Origin of the sequence: Kribbella qitaiheensis (assembly GCF_014217565.1) — a bacterium.
Taxonomy (GTDB): Bacteria; Actinomycetota; Actinomycetes; order Propionibacteriales; family Kribbellaceae; genus Kribbella; species Kribbella qitaiheensis_A.
Map to the genome: position 1 here is coordinate 2,717,221 of NZ_CP043661.1, position 12,259 is coordinate 2,729,479.

14 protein-coding genes are annotated in these 12,259 nt (G+C 68.7%); 11 read left to right on the top strand and 3 right to left on the bottom strand.

The window, feature by feature from the left end; all coding sequences use genetic code 11:
- Positions 1-25: 25 nt before the first annotated feature.
- Positions 26-610, top strand: a complete 585-nt coding sequence (locus tag F1D05_RS12480; RefSeq protein WP_185447794.1) for a hypothetical protein — start codon at positions 26-28, stop codon at positions 608-610.
- A gap of 8 nt (positions 611-618) precedes the next feature.
- Complete coding sequence (locus F1D05_RS12485; protein ID WP_185447796.1) at positions 619-1,680, top strand: hypothetical protein; 1,062 nt, start codon at positions 619-621, stop codon at positions 1,678-1,680.
- 101 nt (positions 1,681-1,781) lie between these two features.
- On the opposite strand, the gene F1D05_RS12490 is transcribed toward F1D05_RS12485, so the two are convergent.
- Positions 1,782-2,444, bottom strand: coding sequence for a YczE/YyaS/YitT family protein (locus F1D05_RS12490; RefSeq protein ID WP_185447798.1), 663 nt, complete (start codon positions 2,442-2,444; stop codon positions 1,782-1,784).
- A gap of 62 nt (positions 2,445-2,506) precedes the next feature.
- On the opposite strand from F1D05_RS12490, the gene F1D05_RS12495 reads away from it, so the two are divergent.
- The 3 genes from F1D05_RS12495 to F1D05_RS12505 all read left to right on the top strand — a co-directional run bounded on the left by F1D05_RS12495 (position 2,507) and on the right by F1D05_RS12505 (position 5,817).
- Positions 2,507-3,946, top strand: coding sequence for a PLP-dependent aminotransferase family protein (locus F1D05_RS12495; RefSeq protein ID WP_185447800.1), 1,440 nt, complete (start codon positions 2,507-2,509; stop codon positions 3,944-3,946).
- Between the two features lie 82 nt (positions 3,947-4,028).
- The gene (gene msrA / locus F1D05_RS12500) at positions 4,029-4,667 is read left to right on the top strand and encodes a peptide-methionine (S)-S-oxide reductase MsrA (RefSeq protein WP_185447802.1); all 639 of its coding nucleotides are present in this window, start codon (positions 4,029-4,031) and stop codon (positions 4,665-4,667) included.
- Positions 4,668-5,442: 775 nt separating this feature from the next.
- Positions 5,443-5,817: a YciI family protein gene (locus F1D05_RS12505; RefSeq protein ID WP_185447804.1), complete on the top strand. Its 375-nt coding sequence runs from the start codon at positions 5,443-5,445 to the stop codon at positions 5,815-5,817.
- Positions 5,818-6,075: 258 nt separating this feature from the next.
- Here the strand turns inward: F1D05_RS12505 and F1D05_RS12510 are convergent, their stop codons facing one another.
- Positions 6,076-7,233, bottom strand: a complete 1,158-nt coding sequence (locus tag F1D05_RS12510; protein WP_185447805.1) for a hypothetical protein — start codon at positions 7,231-7,233, stop codon at positions 6,076-6,078.
- Positions 7,230-7,712, bottom strand: coding sequence for a hypothetical protein (locus F1D05_RS12515; RefSeq protein ID WP_185447807.1), 483 nt, complete (start codon positions 7,710-7,712; stop codon positions 7,230-7,232). Before F1D05_RS12515 ends, F1D05_RS12510 begins: the two co-directional genes overlap by 4 nt.
- A gap of 1,007 nt (positions 7,713-8,719) precedes the next feature.
- On the opposite strand from F1D05_RS12515, the gene F1D05_RS12520 reads away from it, so the two are divergent.
- The 6 genes from F1D05_RS12520 (at position 8,720) to F1D05_RS12545 (ending at position 12,210) form a co-directional block, all read left to right on the top strand.
- Complete coding sequence (locus F1D05_RS12520; RefSeq protein WP_185447809.1) at positions 8,720-9,646, top strand: hypothetical protein; 927 nt, start codon at positions 8,720-8,722, stop codon at positions 9,644-9,646.
- An 18-nt stretch (positions 9,647-9,664) separates the two neighbouring features.
- Positions 9,665-9,844: a hypothetical protein gene (locus tag F1D05_RS12525; protein ID WP_185447811.1), complete on the top strand. Its 180-nt coding sequence runs from the start codon at positions 9,665-9,667 to the stop codon at positions 9,842-9,844.
- Positions 9,841-10,044, top strand: coding sequence for a hypothetical protein (locus F1D05_RS12530; protein WP_185447813.1), 204 nt, complete (start codon positions 9,841-9,843; stop codon positions 10,042-10,044). Before F1D05_RS12525 ends, F1D05_RS12530 begins: the two co-directional genes overlap by 4 nt.
- Positions 10,028-10,291 carry a hypothetical protein gene (locus F1D05_RS12535; RefSeq protein WP_185447815.1) on the top strand — a complete coding sequence of 88 codons (264 nt, stop codon included), beginning with the start codon at positions 10,028-10,030 and terminating at the stop codon, positions 10,289-10,291. The genes F1D05_RS12530 and F1D05_RS12535 overlap by 17 nt, the downstream gene beginning before the upstream one ends.
- 178 nt (positions 10,292-10,469) lie before the next feature.
- On the top strand, positions 10,470-10,709 hold the full coding sequence (locus F1D05_RS12540; protein WP_185447817.1) for a hypothetical protein: 240 nt from the start codon (positions 10,470-10,472) through the stop codon (positions 10,707-10,709).
- Between the two features lie 43 nt (positions 10,710-10,752).
- Positions 10,753-12,210 (top strand): hypothetical protein, encoded by a 1,458-nt coding sequence (locus F1D05_RS12545; RefSeq protein WP_185447819.1) that lies wholly within the window; start codon positions 10,753-10,755, stop codon positions 12,208-12,210.
- Positions 12,211-12,259 lie beyond the last annotated feature (49 nt).

The following is a 12,259-nucleotide window of genomic DNA, read 5'->3' on the forward strand; positions in this document are numbered from 1 at the left end:
GCTCGAGGAAAAGGTTCAAGCGCGGATGAAGACGCAGGACAGGTCGCTCGACGACGACGCCCTCGCGATGGCCGATCTGGCGGAAGTTCCGGACTGGACCGCTGTGGCCGGGCCGGACGCGGACCAGACCGGCGAAGCGGTGGTCAGAGCGCTGGTGCAACGAGTCATGGCCGCCACCGGTTGGCAGCCCTGGCCGCTCGAGCAGGGCGAGAAGATCGGCGACGAATCCGCCTCCTGGGGGTTCACCACCCGGCGCGGCATCACGATGATCGTGTTCGACGGCCTCGCGTTCGCCGACGTACGGACCAGCGGCTGGTCGGCGTACCAGATCGGCCCGGACGACATCGCCGAGGCCGAGGCCGGGCTCGACGCGCACTGGCCGGAGCATCTCGAGCTGGCGATCAAGACCTGGGGCGAACCGGCGTACGTCGGGCAGTCGTCGGGTAACCCGGCGTTCCTGGACGAATGGGGTCCCGGGGCCGGCGCGGATCGGCTGCATCTGGCCGTGTGGGTCCGGCCGGGCGCTCAGATCCAGCTCTTCAGCGACATGCCGACACGGGATCCTTTGACCCCGTCGGTCGGCGTCAACTACGCGGTCTACCTCGACTAGGAGTTCTGATGACGACACCACACCAGGGCCCGGGCATGTGGCAGCAGGGCAACCGTGATCAGGCGCTCGACTGGCTGGCCAACCTCGATCCGCGTCAGCAGCAGGCGCTGCAGCGCTCGATCCAGACCCACCAGGCACTCGGGCCGATCTACAACGCGACCAACCGCGTCATCCAGACCGCCCAGCGGACGGCAGCGCGACTGAGCGACTACGCGCAGCGGCTGGCCAGCAGCGCGCAGGTGAACCGGGCGGTGGAGTTCGGTCAAAATGTGGCGGCGCAGGCGACCGAGCTCGGGCAGCGCGGCCGGGACAACGTCACCGAGGCGGTCGGGCGGACCACCGCGGCTGTGACGAATGCGGGGAACCGGGCGATCGACGGAGCGACGGCCGCCGGGCGCGGGATCGCCGATGGAGCGACAGCCGCAGGTCGTGGGCTGGCCACTGCCGGCCGCCAGGTGGCCGCGACCGGTCGACAGGCCGTCGAGGCGGGACAGAACGCGGTGGGCAAGGTGTCGCGCTGGTTCAAGGAGAAGCAGTCCAACACCTCTGTCCGGGCCAACGCGGCGCGGGCGGCGTTCCAGGCGTTCCGGACCGACCCTGCGCTGCAGCAGACGGTCAGCCCCAAGGACGTGAAGGTGCTGAGCGAGCAGGCTGCTGCGATCGGTACCGCGAAGAACTGGGAGGAGCTGAACGCGGCCATCCAGCAGTTCGGCCAGTCAGCCGATCAGCGCCTCGGCGTACCGAGCCAGAACGCCCAGGGTGCGAATGCCCAGGGCACGGACGGCCAGAGTGCGAACGCTCAGAGCACGGCGACTCAGGGCACGGCGACTCAGGGCACGAGCGGTCAGGGCACGAGCGGCCAGGGCACGAGCGGCCAGGCGAGTGCTGCTGAGAAGGCCAGCAATCCGGCCTGGGCATTGCAGGGCACCACCGACCCCCGCGGCGCGCTCACCCAGAACGTGGGCGGACAGGCGCCCGGCGGGCAGGCAGCAGGCGGGCAAGGCCAGCAGGGCGAGGCCGCCAAGACGACCGGCGGCAAACACCGCTCCGGTCCGGAAACCGAGCGCTGATCAACTGACAGCGGGAGCCCGATCCACCCCTGCGGACCGGGCTCCCGCTTCTTACGTCCGAAGAGGTGTGGGGCGCGGCCCTCAGTTCTTCGGACGCAAGCTCATTTGGTTGCTGCGGGCAACCGGACGGTGAAGATCGGCAGCAGGAAGTGGACGAGCGGGCCGATGGCGAGCGCGTAGGCGACGGTTCCGAAGCCGAGGACGCCGCCGAGTAGCCAGCCGATCGCAAGCACGGTCACCTCCAGCGTCGTACGCACCAATCGCACGCTCAGCCCGGTACGCCGTACGAGTCCCGTCATCAGCCCATCGCGCGGACCGGGGCCGAACTGGGCGCCGATGTACAGCGCACCCGCCAGCGCGTTCACCACGATTCCGCTGAGCATGAAGACGATCCGCAACCAGAGAGCGTCCGGACGATCCACCGTCGACAGCGTCAGGTCGGTGACCAGCCCGATCACGATGGCGTTGCTGATCGTGCCGAGCCCCGGCCATTGCCGCAACGGGATCCAGCCGAGCAGCACCACGAAGCTCATCGCGATCACCACGGTCCCGAAGCTGACGTCCAGGTGCTTGGTGATGCCCGAGTGCAGCACGTCCCACGGATCCAGCCCGAGGTTGCCCTGGATCATCAGGCCCATCGATGCGCCGTACAGCGTCAGCCCGACATACAGCTGCACCAGCCGTCGCGGCAGTTTGCCGGCCTGGAGTTGCTGGATCGGATTGAGGGCGGCAAGAACGCGTGGGGCTTCGAGAGTGGCGGTCACAAGAACCAGTTTGAGTTCGATTGGCCTGGTGTTCGATAGCCAATTGAGCAATAGTGGACTGCATGACAGGGCGACATGTTCCGGCAAGCACCCTTTCCGGCCTGCTCGGTGGCTGGTCCGACGCCTCCGGCCCGGCGTACCGGAGCCTGGCCGACCGGCTCCGGCTGCTGATCGCGGACGGCCGGATCATGCCCGGCGCCCGGGTCCCGAGTGAGCGCGAGCTGACCGATGCGCTCGGGGTCAGCCGGACGACCGTCGCCTCGGCGTACCGGGAGCTGCGCGATCGCGGGTACCTCACCAGCCGGCGCGGGTCGGGCAGCGTCACGTCGTTGCCGTCCAAGATCGAGCCCGAGCCCGGGCGGCACCACGCTCCGGGGATCGACACGGTGGGGCTCTACGACTTCACCTGCGCCGCCTCCCCCGCAGTACCGGGAATCAGTACTGCGGTTGCCGAGGCACTCGAGGATCTGCCGGGGCATCTGGCGACTCCCGGCTATCACCCGCAGGGGCTGCCAGAGCTCCGGGCAGCGATCGCCGCGTCGTACGAGGATCGTGGGCTGCCGACGTCCGCGGACCAGATCATCGTCACCGCCGGGGCATTGGCCGCCACTTCCATCGTGATCCGGGCGATGACGCAGATCGGCGACCGGGTGCTGACCGAGAGCCCGACCCACCCGAACTCGGTGGACGCGATCCGCCGCAGCGGTTGCCGGGTCGTGGCCGTGCCGATGAGTCCGGGCGGCTGGGACCTTCCCTTGCTAGAGGCAACGATCCGGCAGACGTCGCCGCGCGCGGCCTGGATGGTGGCCGACTTCCAGAACCCGACCGGACGGTTGATGTCCGCCGCTGACCGGCAGCGGCTGGCGATCGCGTTCGCTCGCGCCCGGACCACCGCGATCGTCGACGAGACGCTGTTCGAGCTTTCGCTGGACGGGCAGGAGATGCCGCCGCCGTTCGCGCTGTTCGACCCGGCGAGCGTGATCACGGTCGGGTCGGTCAGCAAGTCGTTCTGGGGTGGGCTGCGGATCGGCTGGATCCGGGCGCCTGAGGCGCTGGTCGCGCGGATCCTCGATGCTCGCGGATCGCTGGACCTGGGTGCGCCCGTCCTGGAGCAGCTGGTCGTCTGCCGGTTGCTGGGCGATCGCGCCGCAGTACTGGCTGAGCGTCGTCCTGGGCTGGCCATGCAGCGCGATGCTCTCGCGGCCGCTTTGCGTACCACGCTGCCGTCGTGGCGGTTCGACGTACCTGGCGGCGGGCTGTCGCTTTGGTGTGAGCTGCCCGAACCGGTCGGCTCCAGCCTGGTCGGGGTCGCACAGCGCAACGGCGTACTGCTCGTGGCCGGCTCGCGCTTCTCGCCGGACGGGGGTCTGGAGAGCTTCCTCCGATTGCCGTACACGCTCGACGCGGACACGCTGCGTGACGCAGTACAGCGATTGGCTGACTCGTACGAGGGGCTCGCGGCGGGACCACCTCCCCGGCGTACGGCGGCCATGATCGCGTGAGCGCCCCGTAATCGGCCGGGGGAAGGTTCACCCGGGGGCGGGCGTTGAGAGACTATGTAAGTCACTCTGCGAGAGGCGTGAGATGTCGTTCTTCAAGCGCAACACAGCCCTGGTCGAGCCCGCGGCCGCCCTGCCCGGCCGTCAGGACCCCGGATTCGCCGTACCGGCGGACAACATCGTGCTCGGTACGCCGCAGACCGCACCTGTTCCGGCCGGCTTCGAGGAAGTCTGGTTCGGCACCGGCTGCTTCTGGGGCACCGAGGAGATCTTCTGGCAGCAGCCGGGCGTCTACACGACGGCCGTCGGCTACGCCGGTGGGTACACCCCCAACCCGTCGTACGAGGAAGTCTGCACCGGAGGCACCGGTCACACCGAGGCCGTCCGCGTCCTCTACGACCCGGCCAGGACCACCTTCACCGACCTGCTGAAGGTCTTCTGGGAAACCCACGACCCGACCCAGGGAATGCGCCAGGGCAACGACCTCGGTTCGCAGTACCGGTCGGCCATCTACTACACCACCGACGAGCAGCGCGCCGAGGCCGAGCGCACCCGCGACCTCTACGCCCCCGTCATCAAGCCCCTCGGCTACGGCGACATCACCACCGAAATCGCCCCCCTGGGCCCCGTCTACTACGCCGAGGGCTACCACCAGCAGTACCTCCACAAAAACCCCAACGGCTACCGCTGCCACAGCAACACTGGCGCTGCCTTCCCGGCCTAACCAGCCCGTACGACGGAGGAGCAAGAGCCCCACCGCTCGCTCCTCCGTCGGGCGCTGGTTGGTGCTGCCCACCATGGTTCGCCGCCACCTGGTTCCCGGGGTGCTGGTGGTCCCTGAGATCGGGTCCGCTGACGCGATGTTCGGCCGATAGCGCGCTATAAGTCCGGCAGCGGACGAAGGACCCGGCAGCCGACGACCCAGACCCGCCCTCGTCGAGCAGGCTAAGCAACGTTCAACCTGTAGCAGCTGACACCCTTCCGCAACGCGAACCCGGGGGGCTTGTGCACCAGATGAGCACGGCCACCGCGGGGGATGCTCAACCGGTGCTCAAAGACGCCGAATCGGGGGTCGATCGGTCGGGGGCAACCCCCGGCCGGGGCCGGTCTTACCAAGGCCGGCATGAACCCCGGGCCGGCCTTGCCGACCACACGGGCGGGTCACACCTGCCCGCAGGATCCGCGGAGCCGCGTCCCCACAGCTTGACCTCCAAGCTCCTGGGAGGTCTCCGTCGCCCACCGACCCCCAGACGCCGGTCCTACGTCGCGGCTAATGCCGTGGCTGGCGGCGCTTAGAACGCGCGCCTTGGCTGGACCGACGGCAACCGAGCTGGTCGACCTGCTCACCAACCAGCCGCCGAAGCCGCCCGCCGACCCCGTCGGGAACCCGGCGCCGTTCGAGGGCCTGCTGAACAGCTGAAATGTCGAGAGCCGCGGGTCGGCTCCGATGTAGCGTCGAGAGGGCCGACCAGCGGCTGCTCCGACGTTAGGGATCTCTGATGAAGTACGTCGTACTGATCCACTCCAACCCGCAGCCGTGGGGCCACCCGACCGGCGACACCGTGGCCGAGCACCAGGCCCTCCCCAAGGCCGAGCGCGACCGGCTGAACTCGGACTTCGAGAAGCTCCTGAGCGAGCTCCAGGCCAACGGCGAACTGCTCGGCGGCGAGGCCCTGGGCGACCCGGCCACCTCCCGCCTCTACCGCTACTCCGGCCGCCCGGTCGTCACCGACGGCCCGTACTCGGAGTCGAAGGAACACCTGGCCGGCTTCTTCCTCATCGACGTCGACACCCCGGAACGCGCCGACGCCGTAGCCCAAACCTTCGCCGGCCCCGGCGAAACCATCGAACTCCGCCCGATCCACGTCTTCTGAACTCCCTGGCCGGGCCAGTACATCGTCCTGGCCCGGCGGTCAGGGCATCGGAGGCTTCCACGCCTGCCGTCCCACCTGACGATCCTGCGGCTGCCCGCACATCAACTGCTGAGTGAGGGTGTCAGCATCGATTCGGTGACTGCGTCACTGTCCGGGTGATCTGGCGGTCACCACCGTCGACCGGCGCGATGGTTGCTTCGAAAACCCCGGTCATCAAGCCCCTCGACCTGTTAGGCGGCCGAGCCACTGGACGGCGGGTCAGCCACGTTCGGCGGTTAGAGGCTTGGTCGGGCCGGCCTGCGGGCGAGTGATCTGCCGGCCAGGCGTTTGTCCGCCGCGATCGGGCCGGGCGCCGTCGGGCGAACTGACAGAACGGTTCACGGCACCGGCCGCGGGAGCCTGGCCGGTCGTCATGGCGCGAAGCTTCGCGATCTCCGGCGAAGTACTGACCTCGGCGCCTGGCGTTGTCTGCTGGCCGGTCGCCTGCGGCTGGCCCTGATGGACGGGTTGCGGCCGCGGCTGACTTCCAGACTGCTGCTGCCCTTGTTGCGGTCCAGCCTGCTCCCCTTGCTGGGGTCCTGCCTGCTGGCCGGGGCCTTGCTGTGTCTGTTGCTGGGCGGCTTGTTGTTGATACCAGTTCTTGTAGTACTGCTCGGCGTGACCGACCACCTGGTCTATACCACTGATAGCGTAGTTGGCGGCGTCCGAGGCCAGCGTGGCCTTCTGCGCGCTGGTAGCGGATGGATCGGCCCGCACCGTGGCGAGCCTCTCGAACTCCGCACGCATCGGCGCGACCACCGCAGCCCGGATGGCGTCGCGATGGGATTCCGGCATCAGGCCGCCGAGGCGATGGTCTATGACCATGTCGGCCGCCATGTTCCAGCGCTGCGCCCGCTCGGTGCCGATCAACTGGGTGGCCACCTGGTCGGTGGACTGCGCGGTGCGGGCGGCGATACCGCTGTTCAGCTCCGCCGAGGCCGGGGTGTACGCGGGATAGGCGTCCACGCCGGGCTGTGTCAGCACACCGGGCGAGACACGGTCGAGCCCAACATCCGCGATGACATCGTCGAGGTTGCGGTGGACCCAGTGCTCGGCCTGGCCTTCCTCGAGTGCGAGGGCCGCCCGGTCTTGGGCCGGATACGCGCCGGGCGCGCTTTCATCGCCGAACCGGGACGACAGGTGGACGGCCTCGTGAGCGACCGTGGCCGCCGCATCCCGAAGGCGGTAGTTCTCGTCGTCGGTGAGCGGGCGCCCGCCGGTGTAGGCATGCCTGACCGGATCCAGCACCCGGCCTCGGCTGACCGTCATCGTGCCGTCCGGATGCGCGCTGCCGAGGATGCCGGCGTCCAGCTCCTCGAAGACGCGCCCGTTCCATCGGGTCGGCGAACCGGTCCGCTGCTCGACGGACCTGATCACGCTCGCCACCCATTGGTACTCCGGTGATGACGGGTGAAGCTCCTTGCCCTTTTGACTGGGCATTTCAGCCCGGCCCGGTCCTCTAACCAGAGCTCTTCGATCAGCCGGGCCAGCGACGAGTTCATCCGCAGGATCGTGCCCGCTTCGCGGGCCGGGGCCTGATCGGCCAGCGCCGCGATGGCCCGGATCGCCGACTCGGCAACGGCGATGCGCTCCTGCGTCGATCCCTGCGCGCTCGCGGCTTGGCCTTGCAACTGTACGGCTCGCTCGAACTGCTCACTCGTACCCGGCGGTGGCCCGGTGATCAGCTCGGGCAGCCGGTCCGCCCTGGCCAGGGCGCGCGCCCGCCAGAGGTCGTCCGGGATCAGCGCCGCCAGGTTCTTCAACCGCTCAACCTCGGCCGCGATCGTCGCCTGATCCGCGCCGCGGAGCGAGTCGGACAGCGCGCGGACCTGAGTGTCTACGGTCTGGTAATCCATCCACGCACCTTAACGAGTCCCCGGCCCTTCCAGGACAGCCTCAGGTGTGGAGACAGCAGGGATGACCTGCCGGATCGACCATCAAGAACTGCGTCGCAACCTCCGACTCACCTCGAGACGTTGCACGGGGGTGTGTCAACACCCGGGATCACCGTGCCGCCGCAGCGGCAACCTCCGAAAGTCTGCGGTTGAGCTCGGTGGAGGCGTGCGTTTCCGAGATAGGGACAACGAATGCGAGTTCCCGTTGTGCGGCGAGTAGGTCACCCAGGTGCGCGTGGGTGAAGGCGACCACCAAACGAGCTCGGGGATCGTGAATATCGAATGCGTTGGCAGCTTGCCGATAGGCCTCTGAGAGCACGCCCACAGCGTCCGCGGTCGCGTCCCACCAGGCGGCAGCGCTCCTGGCGACCTGCCGCACAGCCTTCGCCGCCTGCCGTCGTAGCTGCTTCTCGCCCTCGAGCCTCGAGATCCACTGCCGGGGCTCAGCGTCCGCCGAGAAGTGATCGACCCACAGATCCAGTCGCGTTTGCTTGAGCGTCCGATGCCAGTGAAACGTCTCGCGGTGCCGGTGTGGCACCCAGTCACAGCAGACCCCGTACCGGATGTCGAACTGTCCACCTTGACTGCCTGGACGTCGACCACCGCACGGATTCCGTCCGACAACCACCTGGCCCACAGCAGACCGCGAACGTGTTCGAAATCCACCACGACCGGCTACAAGGCCGCGCCGATCAAGTCCCTCGCCCGCTGTGCTGCGACTTCCTCGAGGCTGACCACCGCAGCACCTTATCCGGGCTGGATCGACTGTTCCCCTCTTAGCTCCGAACACGTGCCGGTCACTGACATCCCTTACGCAGATGGCCTTCGCGATCGGTTGCATTGCGGTCCAGCCACGGTGAGTCAGGGGTGTCTTCGCGCTGGTTTATGGAGCCGGTCGCCGGGTACCGGCCGAGCGGCTGGGGGCCTGGTATGTCGTCGTACATCATCAGGATCTAGGAGGCAGCGACATGGCTGGAGCAGGTGCGGCGGGCAGGCTGGTCAAAGCCTGGGGCATCGGGGTCAAGGACTTACCGCGGAACACGACCTGGCTGCTGACGAAGGCGTTGACGCCGTTGGAAGCGACAAAGGAAGCGGCCGCAAGCGCGACTCAGTCGGCCGGAAGCGGGCTGGTGGACATCGCTCGCCATGCGGGAGCTTCTGTCATGGACGTGTTGCCTGTGGGCGATTCGATCGAAACGAAACTCCAGCGAGCCAGAGCCGCGGCCGACGAAGCCCAGCAGGCGGAGGAGAACGCCGTCCGCGAGGCCGAGGAGGCGAAGGCGCGCAGCGACGAGGCACGGCAGGTCGCCGAGCGGTGCCGGGCGTACGTGCGCGACGTCGAGCAGGAGCAGACCCAAGAGGTCAACGACAAGGTCGCCGAGGCTCGCCGTGAGGCCGATGCGCGGATCGAGCGGGCTCGTGTCTCGGCGCAGACAGACGCCGACCGCGTGATGCAACGGGCGAAGGCGGAGGCAGACGACCGCGTCGCGAAGGCACGCGACGAAGCGGAGGCGGCACAGTCGAAGGCCAAGCAGACGATGGCCGACGCGACGGCCAGCCTCGCGGAGGCCAGACGGCTGGCCGACGAGGCCACGGAAGCGACGAAGGCAGCCGCCGAGGAGGCGCACCGACAGGCCGCGCAGCTTGCCGCGAACGCCGATCGCGAGGCCAGGAGCGCCGACGAACGGGTGGCCGAGGCCGAGCAGGTCCGGTCGCGCGCCCGCGTCCACCCAAAGCGCAACGGACGGACTCAAGGCGCCGCGGACCTCAACGAGATGACCAAGGTGGACCTGCTGAACCTCGCCACGACAGAGGACGTCAAAGGCAGGTCCGCGATGAGCAAGACCGAACTGGTGACCGCCCTCAAACGATCGACCGGATCGAAGCGGCGATAGCCAGGAGTGGAGAAGATCATGGGACTGTTACACAGGAAGAGCCGGTGGGAGCGGATCGCGGAGCCGGTTGCGACCGCTGCGAACAACGCGGTGCACCGCGGTGCTGTGCGCAACGGCGTCGCCGCCGCTGCAGCGGCGATCGGCATGAGCGCTGCCAGCGCGGTGGTCTCGTCGCGGCGGAACAAGGACAAGAAGTGAAGCTGCGCAGTCTCGCGGTGTTCGGCGCGGGGTACGTGCTGGGAGCCAAGGCGGGACGTGAACGCTATGCACAGATTGTCGAAGCGATCCAGACGGCGTCGCAGCGATTCGATGAGGTCCGTCGTCAACGCGGCAAGCCTGCTTCCCGAAAGGGAAGCGACGGGCTCGACAGCTATCTGGATGATGCCAGGCGCAACTAACACCCTGGCGGGCGGCGCCCTAATACACACCTCGCTCGTCGCCCGCCTGCTCGGAGTGCGGCTGCTGACCGTGGAGGGGACGATCTTGCTGTCACCGGCGTCGTTCGCCGCACCGCCATCGGACCTCGCCCGCACAACAACCCATCTCGCAGCGACCGCCGGGCCCAAGGGGATCGGGGCACGGCTGGGCCCGTCGGCGCGGCTGATCGACGAAAGCATCGACGATCTGCGGTCGCTCGATCACTGAGCGAGCGCGCCGGAACGGCTGGGACGCGTAGCTGCGGACCACCGTGCGGAAACGGGCGGTACCGCGGTGTCACGAGCGGTTCTGAACCGTTGCGCGGCAGGGGGAGTGGGTGCACTGTCGAAACGTCCAGACGGGCCGGGAACGGTCTCGGACCGATGGGTCGTCCCGGGAGGGAATCGTGGGCAGACCACGCCTCATCATCGCTTCCGTCGCAGCGCTCGCAGCCGCCAGCTCCGGCGCCGCGGTCAGTGCGTCCGCGTCACCCGCCGACACCCGGGTGAGCGTCGGCAGCCCCACGACACCCTTCTCGCAGAACAAGCAGAACGAGCCTGCCGTCGCGATCGACGCACACGACCCGGCAGTGATGGTGGCAGGTTCGAACGACGAGATCGACGAGGAGTCCTGCGCGGGCCGGTGACCCAGCTACCTGTCCGTTCACGGACGGCGTCGGGGTCTCCGGCGTGTACTTCTCATTCGACGGCGGCGGGTCCTGGACCCAGCCGACATACTCCGGCTGGACCGCTCGGCACTGCCTCGGCCCGGTCGCGTGTGCCCCGCGGGTGGGTCCGATCGGGACGCTGCCCCGTTACTACGAGGCCGGGCTGGTGTCCGACGGCGACCCGGCGGTGGCCTTCGGACCGCGCCCCGGGCCCGACGGCACCTTCTCCTGGGCCAACGGGTCGCGGTTGTACTACGCGAACCTGACGTCGAACTTCGCCACCAGCCGCGCACTCGAGACCTTCCGCGGCTTCGAGGCGATCGCGGTGTCACGGACGGATGACGCCCGCGCTGCCGCCGGCGGTAGCGCCTCAGCTTGGGCCGAACCGGTGATCATCTCGAAGCAGTCGGCCACGACCTTCTCCGACAAGGAGCAGATCTGGGCTGACAACGCATCGAGCAGCCGGTTCTTCGGTCGCGTGTACACCTGCTGGGCCAGCTTCCGCAGCAACAGCCAGGGCCAGGCTTTCCCGGCGCCTCTGACCGTGGCGGTGTCCAGCGACGGTGGAGGCAGGTGGACCACGAAGCAGGTCGGGCCCGCAGGCAGCAACCGCATCAACCAACAGGCCGATGGCTGCGTCGTACGCACCGACAGCACCGGCAACGTCTACATCTTCGGTGTCGGCGCACGCCGCGGCGCCACCGTGCAGTTGATGTACAAGTCGACCGATGGCGGCGCGCACTGGGCAGGACCGACCGTGGTGGCCCCCGTGGTTTCGCCAGGTGTCATCGACCCGGTTCTCGGCCGCCCGGTCATGGACGGTATCGCCGGCGCCCGGGTCGACCTGGCCGGCGGGCCGAACGTCGACATCGCGAACGGCCGTCCGACCGGCGCCCGCGCGACCGATGAGCTTTTCATGACCTGGTCGGATGGCCGGGCCGGCCTGAACCACGAGCAGCTGATGCTGACCTGGTCGCGCAACGGCGGCACGTCCTGGGCCTCGCCGACCGCTGTGGCGCTGGCCGCGGGCGACCGGCCGGTCTACACCGCACCAACTGTTTCGCCGGACGGCACAGACCTGTACGTCGTGCACAACTCGTTCACGACGCCTTACCGCAACGACACCACCAGCCCGCGCGGCCTGATCGGTGAAGTGCGGCACGCGAACGTGGCGGCCGGCGTACCGACCGGGTGGTCGACACTGGAGCGCAGCCCCGTGGGCGACCCGAGGGGCAGCAGCCAGAACAGCCTGACGGCGGAGTTCCTCGGTGACTACGTGTACGCCGCGTCGACGAACGACTCCGCGGTCGCCGTCTGGAACGACACCCGGAACGCCGGCGTGTGCTCGTCGATCAACGCCTATCGGGCCTCGCTGTACACGGCCAGTCCGATGGCGGCCCCGAACGTGCTCGGCACCTGCCCGGCTGCTTTCGGCAACAGCGACATCTTCGGAGGGAGGTACCCCGACCCGACCCCGTGACAGCTCACCCATCGCCTGGGGAGGTGGGTGCTCCGGCGCTCATCTCCCC

Bases quoted from the DNA above. Each gene is read 5' to 3' on its own strand.
- F1D05_RS12480 (WP_185447794.1), top strand. From the start codon at position 26: ATGAAGACGCAGGACAGGTCGCTCGACGACGACGCCCTCGCGATGGCC.
- F1D05_RS12485 (WP_185447796.1), top strand. From the start codon at position 619: ATGACGACACCACACCAGGGCCCGGGCATGTGGCAGCAGGGCAACCGT.
- F1D05_RS12495 (WP_185447800.1), top strand. From the start codon at position 2,507: ATGACAGGGCGACATGTTCCGGCAAGCACCCTTTCCGGCCTGCTCGGT.
- msrA (WP_185447802.1), top strand. From the start codon at position 4,029: ATGTCGTTCTTCAAGCGCAACACAGCCCTGGTCGAGCCCGCGGCCGCC.
- F1D05_RS12505 (WP_185447804.1), top strand. From the start codon at position 5,443: ATGAAGTACGTCGTACTGATCCACTCCAACCCGCAGCCGTGGGGCCAC.
- F1D05_RS12515 (WP_185447807.1), bottom strand. From the start codon at position 7,712: ATGGATTACCAGACCGTAGACACTCAGGTCCGCGCGCTGTCCGACTCG.
- F1D05_RS12520 (WP_185447809.1), top strand. From the start codon at position 8,720: ATGGCTGGAGCAGGTGCGGCGGGCAGGCTGGTCAAAGCCTGGGGCATC.
- F1D05_RS12525 (WP_185447811.1), top strand. From the start codon at position 9,665: ATGGGACTGTTACACAGGAAGAGCCGGTGGGAGCGGATCGCGGAGCCG.
- F1D05_RS12535 (WP_185447815.1), top strand. From the start codon at position 10,028: ATGCCAGGCGCAACTAACACCCTGGCGGGCGGCGCCCTAATACACACC.